Below are 17232 nucleotides of genomic sequence, written 5' to 3' on the forward strand. Positions count from 1 at the left end.
GGCTGGCGTCAGTGCCGCTCGACCCATTTCAGGCCGATCAGCCCGAGCGCGAGATAGATGACGCCGGGTGTGGCCGCCGTGAGCGGCGCGGGCCACGTGTTCAGTGTACCCATGTGGGAGAACAGCGTATTGATGAGCTGGAAGCTCATCCCGAGCATGATCCCGCCGAACACCTTCACGCCCACCACGCCCGCGCGCGTATGGAGATACGCGAACGGCAGCGAGAGCACGAGCATCACGAAGACGGCGAACGGGTAGACCAGCTTGCGCCATAGCGCGACCTCGTAGCGCTGCGTGTCCTGATGGTTCTCGTTCAGGTGCTGGATGTAGCGGAACAGGTTGAACATCGACATGCGATCCGGCGACACGAGCAGCACCGACAGGATCTGCGGCGTGAGTTCGGAGCGCAGCGAATACTCGGGCAGCGTGGACTGCTCTGCGCGATAAACCGGACTGAGCGCGTCGGCGGGCTGGTTCTTCGGTGGCGGTACGCTGATGAGTCGCGTGTCGGTGACGTCTTTCAGCAGCCAGTGGCCCGGCGGCTGAAAGCTGCCTGTCTTCGCGAGCCGCACGTTCGAGAGCCGGAACTGCGAGTCGAATTCGTAAATGCGCACGTTGGCGATCGTCGCGTCGGGCTGCAGCTGGCCGACGTTCACGAAGCGCGTGACCTGCTCGCCGTCGGCGCGCGCGGTGAGCGTGTCCTTGACCCAGACGCCGGACTTGAAGTCCGAGGACACGGCCGAGCCGAGCGCCTCGAGGCGCACGCGTTCCGAGAGCTGGTCCGTGTAAGGCCCAACCACTTCGCCGATCAGATAGGTCAAGAACACGAGCGGAATGCCGATCTTGAGCAGCGAGCCAAGCGCCTGACGCGTCGCGAGCCCTGAAACGCGGAAGATCGTGTATTCGGAGTTCGCGGCCATCTGCGCGAACACGTAAATCGCGCTGATGAGCGCCGCGACCGGGATGATCTCGTAGAAGCGCGACGGCGCTTGCAGCGCAACGCGCAACACGGCATAGCTGAACTTGTAGTTGCCATGGCCGACCGAGTTCAGCTCGTTGATCAGGTCGAAGAAGAAGAACAGACCCGAGAACGCGAACAGGATGAAGACGAACGCGAGGTAGACCTGCTTCGCGAAATACTTCTCATAGATGCGCATCGGTCAGCTCCCTTGCGTTGCACGCGAGAACATCGCGCGAGTAAAGAGCGGCCGGTTGCGCACGCGCAGCCAGAACAGGAACGCGACGAGCGCCAGCACCACGATATGCAGCGCCACGAGCCCGACGCCGAACGGCAGCTTGCCCTGCTCGATCTGCGACTGCACGACGTTGAGCAGGTTCGAATAGGTGAGGTAGATCAGCACGGCCATGACGAGGTTGATCGTGCGGCCGCGGCGCGGGTTCTGGTAGGCGAGCGGAATGGCAAGCAGCATCAGGTTGATCGCGATGAGCGGCAGACCGCAGCGCCAGGCGAATTCCGCGAGGTTTTCGGCGGTCGGCTGGCGCAGCAGGCCGGGCGTGGACGTGCTGCTCGCCGTGGGCGTCGCGACGACAGGCTGGCTCTGGATCTTCACGCCGTAGCGCTGGAACTCCGAAATGCGAAAGTCCGGGTGGCCCGGTTCGCCGTCGTAGCGGCGGCCGTTTTCGAGCACGACGAAGCGATCGCCGTTTTTCTGGGTCTCGGTGTGACCGGTGCGCGAGACGATCACGCTGACCTTGCCGTTCTCCGTGGTCGTGACGAACACGTTTTCGACGCGCGCCTGGTCGGAGCTCATGCTCTCGATGAAAAACACGCGGTGCGTGGCGGGCGATTCGCGGAACTGGCCGGGAGCGAGCAGCGACACTTCGTCACGCTGCTGGAAACGTGCGCGGATCAGCTTGCTCTGGGCGTTCGACCAAGGCCAGCCGACGAAGGCGAAGAACAGGATCAGGATCAGGATCGGCGTGGCAAACGTGGCGACCGGCTTGATGAGCCGCGTGAGGCTCACCCCGGAGGCGAACCACACGACCATTTCCGAATCCTTGTACCAGCGCGTGAGCACGAACAGGATCGACACGAACATCGTGACGATCAGCATCACGGCCATGTAGCCGATTACGGTCAGGCCGATGAGGACGAGCACGTCGCGCGGGTCGACCTGACCTTGCGCAGCAAAGCCGACGATGCGGATCATCATCGTCGTCAGCATGATCGTGAGCAGAACCATGAACACGGCGCCGGCCGTGTACGCGAGTTCGCGCTGCAGGGAACGTTCGAAGATCATTCTTGATGGACAGGGAGGCCCGTGCCAGACGCCGCTCAGCTCAACTCAGCTCGCGCATCCGGCCTGGAGCCGCCGCGGGAAAAATAGCGGATAATTGCGGCTTTCATCCTAAGCCCTGATTTTATCCGAGGACAAGCGCGATGGACTTTAGCATAAAAGCCTGTGACTGGAGCAAAGGCGGACAGGGCACCTTCCTGACCGGCAAGTCGGATTGTGTCGTGATCGGCGTGTTCGAGGCGCAGACCCTCTCGGGTCCGGCGTTCGTGATCGACGACGCGATCGGCGGCACGATCTCGCGCGTGGTCAAAGCCGGCGATATGAGCGGCAAGGCCGGCTCCACGCTGTTCCTGCCCGAGGTGGCGGGGATCGGCGCTTCACGGGTGTTGCTGGTCGGTCTCGGCAAGCAGGACGAATTCGGCCAGAAGGCCTACGGCGAAGCCGTCAAGGCGGCCTGGCGCGCTATCCTCGGCACGAAAATCGCGCAGGTCACGTTCACGCTCACCCAGTTGCCGATCAAGGATCGCGCGGGCGACTGGGCTGTGCGCACCGCCATCCTCGCGCTGCGCGGCGAGACCTATCGCTTCACGCAGATGAAGAGCAAGCCCGACACGACCGCGCGCGCGCTCAAACGCATCGTCTTCTCGTGCGACGCCGCCGACGAAAAAGCCGCGAAGGTTGCAGCGAAGCAGGGCGCGGCGATCGCCAACGGCATGGATCTCACGCGCGACCTCGGCAACCTGCCGGGCAACGTCTGCACGCCCACGTATCTCGCGGCCACCGCAAAGAAGATCGCGCGCGACTGGAAGCTGAAGGTCGAGGTGCTCGGACAGCGCCAGATCGAGGCGCTCAAGATGGGCTCGTTCCTTTCGGTGACGAAGGGCTCGGTCGAGCCGCCGCAGTTCATCGTGCTGCACTATCAGGGCGCGAGCGCGAAGGCCGCGCCGATCGTGCTGGTCGGCAAGGGCATCACGTTCGACACGGGCGGCATTTCGCTCAAGCCCGGCGAGGGCATGGACGAAATGAAGTACGACATGTGCGGTGCGGGCTCGGTGCTCGGCACGATTCGCGCGGTTGCCGAAATGGGCCTGAAGGTTAACGTGATCGGCATCATCCCGACCTGCGAGAACATGCCCGCGGGCAACGCGACCAAGCCCGGCGACATCGTCACGACGATGTCGGGCCTGACCGTCGAGGTGCTCAACACCGACGCCGAGGGCCGCCTGATCCTGTGCGATGCGCTTACCTACGCCGAGCGTTTCAAGCCGGCCGCCGTGGTCGACATCGCGACGCTCACGGGCGCGTGCATCATCGCACTCGGCCATCACAACAGCGGTCTGTTCTCGAAGGACGACTCGCTTGCGGGCGAGCTGCTCGACGCTTCGCGCGAAGCGGACGACCCGGCCTGGCGCCTGCCGCTCGACGATGAGTATCAGGACCAGCTGAAGTCGAATTTCGCGGACCTCGCGAACATCGGCGGCCGTCCGGCGGGCAGTGTGACCGCCGCGTGTTTCCTCTCGCGCTTCACGGAAAATTACCCGTGGGCGCACCTTGACATCGCGGGCACCGCCTGGAAGAGCGGGGCTGCGAAGGGGGCGACCGGTCGTCCGGTGCCGCTCTTGTCGCAGTTCCTGATCGATCGCGCGGCGCAATGAAGTACGGTGCCAGGCGGGTGGCCGGCAGATGACGCGCATTGACTTTCACACGAACGTCGGCGACTCGCTGACGTACGCGTGCCGGCTTGTGCGCAAGGCGTATCTGGCGGGCGAGCAGGTGGTCGTGCTGGCGGAGCCGGCGCGCTTGCGCGCCTTCGACGAGATGCTCTGGACCTTCTCGCCGCTCGACTTCGTGCCGCATTGCATGGCCGAAAGCGCGCTCGCGAATGAGACGCCCATCGTGCTGGCGGCGGATCTCGAGCGTGCGCCGCATCATCGAGTGCTGCTCAATCTCGGCGCGGCGGTGCCGCCGCAGTTCGCGCGCTTCGAGCGCCTGCTCGAAGTGATCGGCGATACGCCGGACGAACTGGCGGCAGGCCGCGACCGCTATCGTTTCTACCGCGACCGCGGCTATGCGCTGAACAACTACAAGCAGGGTGGCTGAAGCCTTGCGTGCGTGGCGCGTGTGGCGTGTGTCGGTTACGCGCGCTCTGCTGAGTGAAGGAGGTTTTCGTGCCGGACGAACATGAGGTAAATGACGCTTCGATTCCGCTCCTGACGGATATTCTCGTCCCGGGCAATGTGCTGCGCGCTCGGGGCGGCGTCGCGCCGGCCGCCGTGCCCGCCGGGGTCGAAGGCTTGTTCGCCGGCGATGTCGATGCGCTCGCCGAGCGGCTGCGCGGACGGTGCCTCGGCTGGTTGACCGGCGATGGCCGGGGGGTAATCGAGTCCCGTTGCAGCGCCGCATTGCAGGAGCATTCGCGCTGGCTCGTAGGGCAGGTGTCGCGCGAGATCGGTCTTGCGCTGGAAAGTGAGCTGAAGGGCTGGGTGAAGGCTGCCGTGCGCGAGGAATTGGCGGCGCGTGCCACCCATGGACCAGGTTCCGGCCCGGGCTCGTCGGCGGGCGGCGCCTGAGCCGGCCGCAAGCGGTCGATGCGGCGCAACGTGCCGCCGCGCTTATCGCTTATTTGAGCGTGAGTATCCAGCCCGCAAGCGCGGCCGCCTGACCTGGGCTTAGCTGTGTGTTCGCTGGCATCGGCACGTTACCCCATGTGCCGCTGCTGCCGTCCTGGATCTTGTGGGCGAGATACGCTTGCGCGTCGGGCTTCGACGCGTATTTCGACGCCACATCGCGCAACGACGGCCCCATCAACGCGCGGGTCACCGAATGACAGCTCATGCAATTCTTCTGCTGCGCGAGCGTGAGGCCTGACTGGCCCGCCGTGGGATTCTGCGCACCAGCAGTCCCTGCTGCGAAAGCCAGCGGGAGCGCGGCGGCGAGCGTCGCCGTTGTCTTTTTCGCTTGCGACTTCAGGTTCATGCTGGTCTCCGCCGACTGAGCGCCGACTATGGTGTGGTCGCATTATAGAAGCAAAGGGCGCACGACTTTTGCGTGCGCCCTTGCTCGTTGACGGTCGTATGGTGTGCGGCCGCATCCGCACGGCGATTGCCGGGATGCCTAGCCCGTCACCGCGCCCTCGTTTGCCGGGCGCGCGAGCGCCGCGTACTTCGCAAGCACCCCGCGCGTGTAGCGCGGAGCGGGCTGTTTCCACGCGGCACGGCGGCGCGCGAGTTCCGCGTCGTCGATGTTCAGTTGCAGCAGCAGCTTGTGCGCGTCGATGGTGATCGAATCGCCTTCCTGCACGAGCGCGATCGTGCCGCCCTCGAACGCTTCCGGCGCGACGTGGCCGACCACCATGCCCCATGTACCGCCCGAGAAGCGGCCATCGGTGACGAGGCCCACGGATTCGCCGAGACCCTTGCCGATGATCGCCGAAGTCGGCGCGAGCATCTCGGGCATGCCCGGGCCGCCCTTCGGACCGAGGTAGCGCAGCACGACGACGTCGCCGGCCTTGATCCTGTCCGCGAGAATCGCTTCCATCGCGCTCTGCTCGTCGTCGAACACGCGCGCCGGGCCTGTGATGACCGGGTTCTTCAGGCCCGTGATCTTGGCGACGGCGCCTTCGGTCGCGAGGTTGCCCTTGAGGATCGCGAGGTGGCCTTCCCTGTACAGCGCTTTGTCCACCGGGAAGATGACCTTTTGATCGGCGCGCGGTACCGACGGCACGTCCTTCAGTTCCTCTGCGATGGTCCTGCCCGTGATGGTCATGCAGTCGCCGTGCAACAGGCCCGCATCGAGCAGGAGCCTGAGCACTTGTGGAATTCCGCCGGCCTTGTGCAGATCGGTTGCGACGTACTGGCCCGAGGGCTTCAGGTCGCAGAGCACCGGTACTTTCTTGCGCATGCGCTCGAAGTCGTCGATGGTCCAGTCGATTTGCGCGGCGTGCGCGATCGCAAGATAGTGCAGCACCGCGTTGGTCGAGCCGCCGGTCGCCATGATGAGCGCCACGGCGTTCTCGATCGACTTCTTCGTGATGATGTCGCGCGGCTTGAGGTCCTTCCTGACGGCTTCGACCAGCACGCGCGCCGACGCGGCCGCCGAGTCCACCTTTTCCTCGTCGGGGTTGGCCATCGTCGACGAGTACAGCAATGACATACCCAGCGCTTCGAACGACGAGCTCATCGTGTTCGCGGTGTACATGCCACCGCACGAACCCGTGGACGGGCACGCGTTCTTCTCGATCCCTTCAAAATCCGCTTCGGACATGCGGCCGGCAGTGAATTCGCCGACGGCCTCGAACGCGGACACGATCGTCAGGTCCCGGCCCTTCCAGTTGCCCGGACGGATGGTGCCGCCGTACACGTAGATGCCCGGCACGTTCATGCGCGCGAGCGCGATCATGCCGCCCGGCATGTTCTTGTCGCAGCCGCCGATCACGACCACGCCGTCCATCCACTGACCTTGCACGCAGGTCTCGATACAGTCGGCGATCACTTCGCGCGACACGAGCGAGTACTTCATGCCTTCGGTGCCCATCGACATGCCGTCCGAAATCGTCGGCGTGCCGAAGGTTTGCGGGTTCGCGTCGGCGCCCTTGATCGCCGCGACGGCGGCGTCAGCGAGACGCTGCAGGCCCGCGTTGCAGGGCGTGATCGTGGAGTGGCCGTTGGCGATGCCGATCATCGGCTTGTCGAAGTCGGCCTTTTCGTAGCCGAGTGCGTAAAACATCGAACGGTTCGGCGAGCGGGCGACGCCTTGCGTGATGTTCTTCGAGCGACGGTTATACGACATGGGGAAGCTCCAGTGGGATGTGTCCCGGATGCCGGGCCAGGGCGCTTTCTTGTGTTTGTTGCTTGTGTCCTTTTTGGCGCGCGCCGGCATGCTCGCGAAAGCATGCGATTTCGCGAGCACAATGTCCAGTATATTATTCCCGTCTCTCAAGGTCGCGAAACATATCACTGCGCATATCACCGCGCGTATTCCCGCACACTGCACCCATGGACTCGACGATTCCCGATCTGCGCCAACTGCGCTATTTCGTGGCCGTGGCCGAAGAGCAGCATTTCGGCCGCGCCGCCGCGCGCCTTTCGATGACGCAGCCGCCGCTTTCGCAGGCGATCCGCGCGCTGGAGCAGACGCTCGGCGTCGAGTTGTTCGCGCGTACGCGCCGTTCGGTCGAGTTGACGGCGGTGGGCGCTGACCTGCTGCCCGAGGTGCGCCGCATCCTCGCGTCGGCGCAGGCGCTGCGCCCGCTCGCACAGAGCCTCGCGCGCGGCGAGGCGGGCGTGCTGGCGCTTGCCTTCGTCTCCACCGCCGATTACGGCCTCTTGCCGCTCTTGCTGCGCGACTTCGGCGCGCGCTATCCGCGCGTGCGGCTGCAACTGGTCGAAGCCACGAGCGACGTGCAGGTGGAGGAACTGGTGGCGGGCCGCATCGACGCGGGCCTCGTGATTGCGCCCTTGCCGCCGCGCCACGCGGCACAGTTGTCCTGGCTGCCGATTGCGCGCGAGCCGCTGGTGATTGCGATGCCGGCGGAGCTGGCGGCGCGCACGGGCAGCACCTCGGCCGACGACTGGTGCGAAGCACCGGTGAGCCTGCGCGATCTCGCCGACGCGCCGCTCATCGTCTTCCCGCGCCATCTGGCACCGGGCTTTTATGACATCATCATGGACTGCTACGGTGCGGCGGGGCTCGTGCCGCGCGTGGGGCAGGAGGCGATCCAGATGCAGACGATCGTGAGCCTCGTCTCGGCCGGCATGGGTGTCGCGCTCGTGCCGCAATCGCTGCGTCATCTGCGGCGTACGGGCGTGGTCTACCGCCCGCTCGCGGAAGCGGTGCCCGCCATCGAAACAGGGCTCGTCTGGCGTTCGGCGGAGGTGAGCCCGGTGCTGGCGGCCTTCATCGAGATCGTCCGCGCCCACGCGTCGACGCTCGGTGCGCCAGGCTGAATGGCGGGTCTGCGGTGTTTCGTCATTCGAAATCGCGCGCGGCCTCCCGACTCGGCGATAATGCTGGCGCTGCGAACCGCCTCGCGCCGGAACTGCGTCTGGACCTTTCGACGCGCGCAACACGATACGCAACCCTGATGACACTCTTCGTCGACAAGAACTGACCTAACGATGCTCATCCACCCGAACTTCGACCCCATCGCCATTCATCTGGGGCCGCTTGCCGTGCGCTGGTACGGCCTGATGTATCTCGTCGGTTTCATTCTTGCCATCGTGATCGGCCGCCTGCGTCTGCGGCTGCCCTACGTCGCGGCGCAAGGCTGGACCGCGAAGGACATCGACGACATGCTGTTTTACGGCGTACTCGGCACGATCCTCGGCGGGCGCCTCGGCTATGTGCTGTTCTACAAGGCGAGCTGGTATTTCGCCCATCCGCTCGACATCTTCAAGGTGTGGGAGGGCGGCATGTCGTTCCACGGCGGTTTTCTCGGCGTGACCTTCGCGATGATTCTGTTCGCGTGGCAGCGTGGCCGCACGTGGCTGCAGGTGACCGACTTCGTCGCGCCGATGGTGCCGACGGGTCTCGCCGCCGGGCGTCTCGGCAACTTCATCAACGGCGAACTGTGGGGCCGTGTGACGTCGCCCGACGCACCGTGGGCGATGCTGTTCCCGAGCGCCGCCAACGATGACGCCGCCTGGCTCGCCGCGCATCCGCAACTGGCGGCGCAATGGCACCTCGGCGACGTCTTCGCGCAATATCACCTGCTGCCGCGTCATCCGTCGCAACTCTACGAGATCGCGCTCGAAGGTCTCGCGCTCTTCCTGTTGATTATTTTCTTCTCGCGCAAGGAAAGGCCGGTGGGCGCGATTTCGGCGATGTTCCTGATCGGCTATGGTCTCGCGCGCTTCACCGTCGAGTTTGCGCGCGAGCCCGACGACTTTCTCGGCTTGCTCGCACTCGGGCTGTCGATGGGCCAGTGGCTTTCGCTGCCGATGGTCATCGTGGGTGTGGGCGTGCTCGTCTGGTCGTACCGGCGCGCGGGTCGCAACGGCGCGCAGGCGGTCGGCGCGAAAAGCTGAACGCATTCATCGTCGAGTCCACGAAAAAGCCCCGCAAATGCGGGGCTTTTTGTTGCGCGCGGCGCTCGTGCGTCGCGTGTTGCGTGCTGCGTCTGGCTGCGCGTCACTTCATCTGCACGGACCCCGAAACGTTGACTGTCACTGTCGACGTGCCGCCTTCGAGCGGTATCGGCTGCGCGACTTTCGCGTCGGAGGACATCGCGCGTGCGCTCATCATCATGACTGGGCGAGGCTGGTTGAACCCGTGGCCGACGTTCACATCGCGGATCGTGTAGCCGCTGTAGCCGAACGCGCGCGCAGCGGACATGGCCTGTTCGCGGAACGACGCGATGGCCTGGCCCGAGAGCTTTTGCTCGGCGGCGCGTTGCGCCTCGGGCGAGAGCGAGAACTGCACGTTGGCGACCTGCATGCCAGGCGAGATGTCGCCCGCGAGCTTCGCGGCGGCAGCGAAGTCGTGCGATTCGAGCACCACTTCCGTGCGGCCGCGCCACGCCGAGATGCGGCCGTCACGATCGGTGGACGGAAAGATCGCGAACTGACCCGAACGCGCGGTGACGCCGGACACGCCTCGTGCTTTCTGCAACGCGGCATCGGCGCGTTGATTGAGCGTGGCGGTGAGGGAGGTGGGATCGTTGGCTTCCTGCTCGAAGAACAGCGTGATCGTCACGACGTCCTGCGCGACTTCCGCGCTGGCCTGCGCGGACAGCGACAGCACACCAGCGGGCTGGAAGCGCGCGTCGCTCTGCGCGAGGGCGGCGCGAGGCGTGAGCGTCAACGCAAGCGGTGCGGCCACGGCGAGGGCGGCGGCAAGGACGGGTGCAAGCGCGGCGGCTTTGTTGCTCTTCATCGTCGACTCCTTGCTAAACGGATTTTGCGATAGCCACGCGTGCAGAAACGGCCGCACGAAGGCGAGTTCGTGAGTGTGTCTCGCACAGGCTTGTGCGGCATGCGTTCCCACGTGTCATTTGCGTGAGCGTTAGTCGGGTGTGGCGTGGGCGCAGTTCCCGTCAATGTAAGGCTTTTTAAAACTCTTGAGTGCGAAGGTGCTCGCGACGCCGTCGCGAGGCGAGCATCACATCAGATGGTTTGTGATGAACGTCCATTCGGCTTCGGTCACGGGCGTGATCGAAAGTCGATTGCCCTTCGCCAGCACGCGCATATCGGCAAGCGCTTCGTGTTCGCGCAACGCGGCGAGCGGAATCAGCGCGCACTTCTTTTCGAACACGACATCGACGAGCATCCAGCGAGGATTCTCGTGCGTCGATTTTGCGTCGTAGTAAGGGCTCTTCGAATCGAATTGCGTGGGATCAGGATAGGCCGTCGACGAAACGTGAGCGAGCCCCGCAATGCCGGGCTCGGGGCAACTGGAGTGATAGAAGAGCACGCCGTCGCCGACGCGCATTGTGTCGCGCATGAAGTTGCGCGCCTGATAGTTGCGCACCCCGGTCCAGGGCAGCGTGCGATGCGGTGCGTGAGCGAGGTCGTCGATGCTTGCTTCGTCGGGTTCGGACTTCATCAGCCAGTAGCGCATGAGTCGGAGGTCAGATCGAAAGAGAGCGGGGGACATGAGCGCGATGCTCGGCGCGCGGGCGTTTGGGGACAGCCAGATGGAACGAAACAGCGTGGAACGATGAGGCGGTGCTGCAAAGGGCACCACAAAGAAAAACGGCACCGGACACGAGTCCGATGCCGTTCGAATTGGTCCCCGCCTTAGCCGCTAGGCCGGCATCCTGAACCGGGGGTTCAGAATTGGTCGCAGTTAGCAGCACTTCGGGTACATCAGACAGAGTGACGTTCACGCCCGTGCTACAAATTTCCGCAACCGTGCACATGGCATTGGTTCAAGGAATATATGACCTTGGCGAACCAGGCAGGGAAGCTAACTAAACCTTTTAAAACGTGTTATTGCTACAACTCGTGAAGTGCTTGAGCACTTGTTATTGCGCGCCACCTACTGCTGAATGCTGCTGGATGACCGCGCCGAGTTGTTCATTCATTGAGTGCATTGTACGACGGATTTCTTCGGCTGGGAATGCTTCGCCGTGTCGCACACTAGTCTGCAGACGCAGCAGTTCGGACGCGAGCGAGAGTGCCGCCATCACCGCGATTCGATCAGTGCCGCGCACGTTGCTATGCGTGCGGATTTTTGACATTTCCGCATCCACGCGTGCGACCGCTTCGAGCAGCGCGCCTTCGGTTTCCGGCGAACAGGCGAGGCGATAGGTCTGTCCGAGAATCGTCGCTTCGATCTGCTTGGTGGTCATGCATTTTCTCCGTGGCGGGCCGCGCTGCTGTCGTCGTTGCCCGGCGACTGTTCAAGCAGATCGAGCTGGCTGTCGGCTTCACCGTGCGCACGTGCGCGCGGCAGCTTTTCGAGAATCGCGTTCAGGCGCACTTGCGCGTCGTCGATTTTCGCGGTCAGCGCGTCGCGCTCTGCTTGCAGCGCGTTGCGCTCTTCGCGCACCTGCTCGAGTTCGGCGCGAGCCGCATCGCACTGCGCCTGCGACTGTGCAAGTTGCGCTTCGAGTGCGAGGCGTGCTTCGTGTTGGCGCTGATTGATCTCGATCAGCCGCCCAATATTCTGTGAGAGTGTTTCGAGTTCGTTGAGCATGTGCTGCGTCCTCTAAAGACAGGCATTCTAGCGCGGATTACTGCGCTTGCCGATAATTGTGGCGTTTCCAGTCGTAACAACCCTGCTTCGTGCTGACAACGGCAGCGAGGTGGCGCGGCAGGAACGCATTTTGCCAACGTTTGCGCGGTAAAGCGAGCAGGGCGCGGAGGCGTTTCTTGACGTGCATGCGGGCCCCTCCTACACTTGCCGCACCCTTGGTGAGGGTGCCTGATCTGTGGTGGCAACTGCGCTGTCGAACGGGAAACAGTGAGTGAAGTACGGCCGATTCGGCGCTTCGCGGCGCGGCGCAGCCGCGGTGCGCGCGTCTTCTGCATGACGCGATTGCCCACCCCGATTCCAGTTCACGAGTTTCATGTGTGCATCCGTCGCCGCTGCTGGCATGTGCGCTCACGTGGGTCGTGTCGTCGCCAGTACGGATACCGGGCGCAGTGTGAGGCGCCGGCGATGTAATGGTGCAGCGCTTGACTGCGCAGCTTTGCGGTGAGTGGAGCGCGTGCAGGCTGGCTGCCGGAACGTCATCTTCATGTATTCAACGCCCGCCTTCACGACTACGCGCGATGCGTTAGTGCGACGTGCGTGTCGTTGTGGCGTTCCCGCAGGCACGCGGTGCGCGTCCGATGCGCTCTCACGAGCGTTCGCAGCGCGCCGCTTCCATCGAGCGCTTATCGCCAGGGCATGCAGGCTTAAAACGATGCGAGCGCATCGTTCGCGTTCGAGCGTGTCTCACAAATGCATTGCACGCGCCTCGGCGATGGGGTCGCACGTGTTGCCCGGTACAGCGCAAAACACGGTAAGGCCATTCGCGCGAACCCGGCGATGGCATCTCGAATTGCCCGCCGCGTTATAACATCGCGAAATCGCAGCACTTCGCTGCGCACCATTTCGACTCTTCGAATCTCACAACGTACCCGTCCGACCCGCACGATGCGATCCGCCCAACGCGATAACATCCCCGCCGCGCGCGAGCGCACGCTCAGACCGTCGATGAGCGCGCGCCGCGCGGGAACCGTCTGGCTCGCGCTGGCGCTCGCGGCGCTCGTCGTGTTCGTCATGTCGCTCGTTGCGGGTAGCGTGCGCGTGACGCTGGCCGATGTGTTCACCGCGTTATCCCCTTCGCACGCCAGCGCCGACATGGCTGCCGAAATCGTTCGCACGCTGCGCCTGCCGCGCGCGCTCGGCGGATTCGCGTGCGGCGCATTGCTCGCGATCGCCGGAGCGCTCTTGCAGGTGCTGCTGCGCAATCCGCTCGCGGAGCCGTACGTGCTCGGCGTGTCGGGCGGCGCAGCGGCGTTCGCGCTCGTCGCGATGATGGCGGGCGTCGCGTTCTGGGGTGTGCAGGCGAGTGCCTGCGTCGGGGCATTCGCTTCGATCCTGATCGTGCTCGGCCTCGCGCGCCGCGAGTTGTGGCGCGGCGAGCCGCAGGACAGCTCGCCGCGTCTACTGCTTACCGGCGCCGTGACGGCCGCGGGGTGGGGCGCACTGATCACGCTGCTTCTCACGCTCGCCCCCGATGCACAACTGCGCGGCATGCTGTTCTGGCTCACCGGCGACCTCAACGGCGCGGGCATGCCGTGGGCGGCGCTCGGCGCGCTCGTGCTCGTGCTGGCGGCCATCGTGCCGGTCGCACCGCAACTGAACGTGCTTCTGCGCGGCGATGCAGCCGCACAGGCGCTCGGCGTGCCGGTGCTGCGCCTGCGCCTGCGCGTCTATTTCGCCGCTTCGATCGCAGCGGCCGCCGCGGTGACGACGGGCGGCACCATCGGCTTCGTCGGCCTCGTCGTGCCGCATATGCTGCGGCTCGCGTTCGGCAACGACCAGCGCATGCTGCTGCCCGCCGCCGCACTCGCGGGCGGAGTTGCCGTGATGGGCGCCGATCTCGTCGCGCGCACCGTGGCCGCGCCCGCGCAGTTGCCGGTGGGTGTCGTGACTGCGCTCGCGGGCGTGCCCGTGTTCCTGTGGATGCTGCTTCACCGGCGCACGCGATGAACCGGACAACCTCGACGACCGACAGCGCGCCGCTCCTTGCGGCCCACTCGCTGACCTTGCGGGCCGGGATTCGCACGCTCGTCGAGTCCCTCACACTGTCGTTCGGTGCCGGCGAAATCTGGTGTGTCGCGGGGGCGAACGGTGCGGGCAAGACCACGCTGATCGGTGCGCTGGCCGGGCTGCGTGCGAGCGCTGCGGGCCGCGTCGAGATCGACGGCCGCGCGCTCGAAGATTGGGCGCCCGTGCGGCTCGCTCAGCGTCGCGCGCTGATGCCCCAGGACGTGCACGACGCGTTCAGCGCGAGCGTGCTCGACATCGTGCTGCTCAACCGCTATCCGCATCTCGCGGGCTGGGGGTGGGAGCGCGACGAGGATCGCGTGGCCGCCCACGACGCGCTCGCCGCGCTCGGACTCGAAGCGCTGGTTACGCGCGACGTGCTTTCGTTGTCCGGTGGCGAACGGCAGCGCGTCGCGCTCGCCGCCGTGCTGTGCCAGGATGCGCCGCTTCTGCTGCTCGACGAGCCGCTTTCGCACCTGGACCTGCATCACCAGATCGCCTGCCTTGAAGCGCTTGTCCGCTGGGTGAGCATCGACGCTCGCACGATCGTTTTTTCCTGTCACGATCTCAATCTGGCGCGGCGCTACGCAACGCACGCGCTGTTGCTCGACGGTCGCGGCGGCTTCCACGCAGGGCCAGTGCGCGAGGTCCTGACGCCCGCGCGCGCAAGCGATGCGTTCGGGCATCCGCTCGTGCTGATCCGCGACGGCCCTCACGAGGCGCTCGTGCCCGCGCTTTCGCGCGGGCCAGTGCCGTCGCCCGGCGGCGAAGCATGAACATCGCGCCCGTATGACCTTGAACCCTCTGAAACGAACATGACGTCGAACCTTTCCCATTTGCTCGCCATCGAGCCGCTTGATCCGTCGCTGCGCGACGAACTGCAGCACAAGATCGAGACCCGGACCAAACCCCCCGGGAGTCTAGGGCGCATCGAGACGCTCGCGCGCCAGCTCGGCATGATCCAGCGGACGACGAGCCCGACCGTCGCGCGCCCCGTGATGATCGTTTTCGCGGGGGATCACGGCATTGCGAACGAAGGCGTGAGCCCGTATCCGCAGGCCGTGACCGTGCAGATGGTCGCGAACTTTCTCGCGGGCGGCGCGGCGATCAACGCGTTCAGCGGCGTCGCGGGCCTGACGCTCGAGATCGTCGATGCGGGCGTCGCCACACCGTTGCCGCCTTCGCCCTCGCTCGTCGAAGTGCCCATCGCGCGCGGCACGCGCAACTTCGCGCACGAGCGGGCGATGACGCGTGACGAGGCCATCGCCGCGCTCGAAGCGGGCGCGGCGCGCGTGCGCCATCACGCGGTACTCGGCACGAACGTGATCGGCTTCGGCGAGATGGGGATTGCGAACACGTCGGCTGCAGCGTGCCTGATGAGCCGCTTGTGCGGCGTGTCCATCGACGAATGCGTCGGGCGCGGCACCGGTCTCGACGACGACGGCCTCGCAAAGAAGCGCAATGTGCTCGCAGCGGCGCTCGCGCATCACGAGGACGCGCGCGAGCCGCTCGACGTGCTCGCGACGTTTGGCGGCTTCGAGATCGCGATGATGGCCGGCGCGTATCTCGAAGCGGCGCGCTCACATATGGCGATTCTCGTCGATGGCTTCATTGCCACGTCGGCACTGCTGGTTGCCGATGCGCTCGCCCCGAATGTGCGCGATTACTGCGTGTTCGCGCATGCGTCGAACGAGGCGGGGCATCGGCGCATGCTCGATCACTTCGGTGCGCGCGAACTGCTTGCACTCGACTTGCGCCTCGGCGAAGGCACGGGCGCGGCGCTCGCCGTGCCGCTTCTGCGAGCGGCGTGCGCGTTCCTCAATGAGATGGCGAGCTTCGAGTCGGCGGGCGTGGCTGATCGCGGCGATGGTGGCGCGTGATGTCTGCGCGAGGCCGCGTGCGCATGAGGCTTGAGCGATGAATCCGCTTGCCGAGTTGCGCTACTTCTTCACGGCGCTTGGTTACTTCACGCGCGTGCCGGTGCCGCGCTGGGTCGGGTTCAAACCCGAATGGCTCAATTCGGCGGCGCGCTATTTCCCGCTCGTGGGCGCGCTGCTCGGCGCGCTCGCGGCACTCGTGTATCTCGCGGCACTGCATGTTTTTCCGCCCGGTGTTGCCGTGCTGCTATCGATGGCGGCGACGCTTCTCGCAACCGGCGCCTTCCACGAGGACGGACTCGCCGATTGCCTTGACGCGTTCGGCGGCGGCTACGCGCGCGAGGACGTGCTGCGCATCATGCATGATTCGAGGATCGGCGCTTTTGGGGCGATCGGGCTCGTCGTTGCGCTCGCGTTGAAGTGGCAAGTGCTTGCATCGTTGCCGCCCATGCGCGCTGCGATGCTCATGATCGCCGGGCACGCCGCAAGCCGTGCGTGTGCAATCAGCTACCTCGTTTCACTCGACTACGTCCGCGCCGAAGGCAAGGCAAAGCCCGTTGCGCAGCGCATGAGCTTCGCTGCGTTGCTGTGTGCGTTTGCCTTCGGCCTGCCGTGGCTCTTCTGGCCCGCGTGGCCCGACTGGCGCGCTGGTATCGCAACGCTCACCGTGCTTGTCGCGCTGCGTTACGCGCTAGGGCGTTATTTCGTGAAGCGCATCGGCGGCTACACTGGCGACTGTCTCGGCTTCGCGCAACAGGTATTCGAACTGGCGATCTATCTCGTGGGGCTCGCGTGGATCTCGTTCTGATCCGGCATCCGGCGGTGGCCGTTGAGCCGGGCGTTTGCTACGGCAGAAGCGATGTGCCGCTCGCAGGCGAAGCAGCGCATGAAGCAGCTTGCTTCGCGCGGCGGCTCGTTGCGCTTCATGCCCCTGTGCCGCTGCGGATCGAATCGAGTCCGCTCACGCGGTGCGAGCGCGTCGCCCATGCGCTTGCATTGGCACACGGCCTCGCGCCGTGCGTCGATCCCCGGCTCGCGGAGATGGATTTTGGCGCGTGGGAGATGCAGCGTTGGGATGCCATCGAGCGCGCGCAGATCGACGCCTGGGCCGCCGATTTCGAGCATGCACGCGCGCACGGCGGCGAAAGCGTCGCACAGTTCGACGCGCGCGTCGGCGCGTGGTTCGATGAAGTGGACGCCAGGGGCACCAAAGAGGCAACCTGGGCAGTGACGCACGCTGGCGTGATCCGGTCGATCGCGGCCCGCGCGCTGGAACTGCCGTTGTCGCGCTGCGCGCGCTGGCCGCTCGAAATGGCCGCGCTCGTGTGGTTGCGGCGTGATGCGGCTAGCGGGCAGTGGCAGCTGGTTCGCTGGAACGTCTAGCCATTCGATTCGGA

Annotated in this window: 19 protein-coding genes and 1 other RNA gene; 10 read left to right on the forward strand and 10 right to left on the reverse strand. The window is 65.4% G+C overall.

Features of this window, described 5'->3' with window-relative positions:
- Positions 1-8: 8 nt before the first annotated feature.
- The gene (gene lptG, locus D1Y85_RS05240; RefSeq protein ID WP_124149983.1) at positions 9-1157 is read right to left on the reverse strand and encodes an LPS export ABC transporter permease LptG; all 1149 of its coding nucleotides are present in this window, start codon (positions 1155-1157) and stop codon (positions 9-11) included.
- Positions 1158-1160: 3 nt separating this feature from the next.
- Complete coding sequence (gene lptF / locus D1Y85_RS05245) at positions 1161-2261, reverse strand: LPS export ABC transporter permease LptF (RefSeq protein ID WP_124149984.1); 1101 nt, start codon at positions 2259-2261, stop codon at positions 1161-1163.
- Between the two features lie 140 nt (positions 2262-2401).
- Here lptF and D1Y85_RS05250 point away from each other — a divergent pair, with 140 nt between their 5' ends.
- The 3 genes from D1Y85_RS05250 to D1Y85_RS05260 all read left to right on the forward strand — a co-directional run bounded on the left by D1Y85_RS05250 (position 2402) and on the right by D1Y85_RS05260 (position 4828).
- Positions 2402-3913, forward strand: coding sequence for a leucyl aminopeptidase (locus D1Y85_RS05250; protein ID WP_124149985.1), 1512 nt, complete (start codon positions 2402-2404; stop codon positions 3911-3913).
- A 28-nt stretch (positions 3914-3941) separates the two neighbouring features.
- The gene (locus D1Y85_RS05255; RefSeq protein WP_124149986.1) at positions 3942-4358 is read left to right on the forward strand and encodes a DNA polymerase III subunit chi; all 417 of its coding nucleotides are present in this window, start codon (positions 3942-3944) and stop codon (positions 4356-4358) included.
- A 68-nt stretch (positions 4359-4426) separates the two neighbouring features.
- Positions 4427-4828: a DUF2486 family protein gene (locus D1Y85_RS05260; protein WP_246024790.1), complete on the forward strand. Its 402-nt coding sequence runs from the start codon at positions 4427-4429 to the stop codon at positions 4826-4828.
- Positions 4829-4877: 49 nt separating this feature from the next.
- Here the strand turns inward: D1Y85_RS05260 and D1Y85_RS05265 are convergent, their stop codons facing one another.
- Together D1Y85_RS05265 and ilvD are read right to left on the reverse strand one after the other, a co-directional pair.
- Entirely contained in the window at positions 4878-5234 is a 357-nt protein-coding gene (locus tag D1Y85_RS05265) for a c-type cytochrome (protein ID WP_124149988.1), read from the reverse strand.
- A 138-nt stretch (positions 5235-5372) separates the two neighbouring features.
- Positions 5373-7046, reverse strand: coding sequence for a dihydroxy-acid dehydratase (gene ilvD, locus D1Y85_RS05270; RefSeq protein ID WP_124149989.1), 1674 nt, complete (start codon positions 7044-7046; stop codon positions 5373-5375).
- Between the two features lie 206 nt (positions 7047-7252).
- On the opposite strand from ilvD, the gene D1Y85_RS05275 reads away from it, so the two are divergent.
- Complete coding sequence (locus D1Y85_RS05275) at positions 7253-8203, forward strand: LysR family transcriptional regulator (protein ID WP_124149990.1); 951 nt, start codon at positions 7253-7255, stop codon at positions 8201-8203.
- Positions 8204-8374: 171 nt separating this feature from the next.
- A complete protein-coding gene (gene lgt, locus D1Y85_RS05280) occupies positions 8375-9283 on the forward strand; it encodes a prolipoprotein diacylglyceryl transferase (protein WP_124149991.1) in 909 nt (302 codons plus the stop codon).
- Between the two features lie 103 nt (positions 9284-9386).
- Here lgt and D1Y85_RS05285 read toward each other — a convergent pair whose 3' ends face one another.
- The 6 genes from D1Y85_RS05285 to D1Y85_RS26965 all read right to left on the reverse strand — a co-directional run bounded on the left by D1Y85_RS05285 (position 9387) and on the right by D1Y85_RS26965 (position 12081).
- The gene (locus tag D1Y85_RS05285) at positions 9387-10130 is read right to left on the reverse strand and encodes an SIMPL domain-containing protein (RefSeq protein WP_124149992.1); all 744 of its coding nucleotides are present in this window, start codon (positions 10128-10130) and stop codon (positions 9387-9389) included.
- A 225-nt stretch (positions 10131-10355) separates the two neighbouring features.
- Positions 10356-10814: an EVE domain-containing protein gene (locus D1Y85_RS05290; protein WP_124150201.1), complete on the reverse strand. Its 459-nt coding sequence runs from the start codon at positions 10812-10814 to the stop codon at positions 10356-10358.
- 167 nt (positions 10815-10981) lie between these two features.
- Positions 10982-11163: non-coding RNA, 6S RNA (ssrS, locus tag D1Y85_RS05295), on the reverse strand.
- Positions 11164-11220: 57 nt separating this feature from the next.
- Entirely contained in the window at positions 11221-11547 is a 327-nt protein-coding gene (locus D1Y85_RS05300) for a cell division protein ZapA (RefSeq protein ID WP_124149993.1), read from the reverse strand.
- Complete coding sequence (locus D1Y85_RS05305; protein WP_124149994.1) at positions 11544-11894, reverse strand: ATPase; 351 nt, start codon at positions 11892-11894, stop codon at positions 11544-11546. Before D1Y85_RS05305 ends, D1Y85_RS05300 begins: the two co-directional genes overlap by 4 nt.
- A 37-nt stretch (positions 11895-11931) precedes the next feature.
- Complete coding sequence (locus D1Y85_RS26965; RefSeq protein WP_185218913.1) at positions 11932-12081, reverse strand: hypothetical protein; 150 nt, start codon at positions 12079-12081, stop codon at positions 11932-11934.
- 758 nt (positions 12082-12839) lie between these two features.
- On the opposite strand from D1Y85_RS26965, the gene D1Y85_RS05310 reads away from it, so the two are divergent.
- The 5 genes from D1Y85_RS05310 to cobC are packed head-to-tail and all read left to right on the forward strand — an operon-like array spanning position 12840 to position 17218.
- Positions 12840-13901, forward strand: coding sequence for a FecCD family ABC transporter permease (locus tag D1Y85_RS05310; RefSeq protein ID WP_246024791.1), 1062 nt, complete (start codon positions 12840-12842; stop codon positions 13899-13901).
- Complete coding sequence (locus D1Y85_RS05315) at positions 13898-14734, forward strand: ABC transporter ATP-binding protein (protein WP_124149995.1); 837 nt, start codon at positions 13898-13900, stop codon at positions 14732-14734. Before D1Y85_RS05310 ends, D1Y85_RS05315 begins: the two co-directional genes overlap by 4 nt.
- Positions 14735-14773: 39 nt before the next feature.
- Positions 14774-15838, forward strand: coding sequence for a nicotinate-nucleotide--dimethylbenzimidazole phosphoribosyltransferase (cobT, locus tag D1Y85_RS05320; RefSeq protein WP_124149996.1), 1065 nt, complete (start codon positions 14774-14776; stop codon positions 15836-15838).
- A 37-nt stretch (positions 15839-15875) separates the two neighbouring features.
- Positions 15876-16643, forward strand: a complete 768-nt coding sequence (locus D1Y85_RS05325) for an adenosylcobinamide-GDP ribazoletransferase (protein WP_124149997.1) — start codon at positions 15876-15878, stop codon at positions 16641-16643.
- The gene (gene cobC / locus D1Y85_RS05330) at positions 16628-17218 is read left to right on the forward strand and encodes an alpha-ribazole phosphatase (protein ID WP_124149998.1); all 591 of its coding nucleotides are present in this window, start codon (positions 16628-16630) and stop codon (positions 17216-17218) included. The genes D1Y85_RS05325 and cobC overlap by 16 nt, the downstream gene beginning before the upstream one ends.
- The last annotated feature ends 14 nt before the right edge of the window (positions 17219-17232 follow it).

It is taken from the genome of Paraburkholderia dinghuensis (assembly GCF_003837865.1).
Lineage (GTDB): Bacteria > Pseudomonadota > Gammaproteobacteria > Burkholderiales > Burkholderiaceae > Paraburkholderia > Paraburkholderia dinghuensis.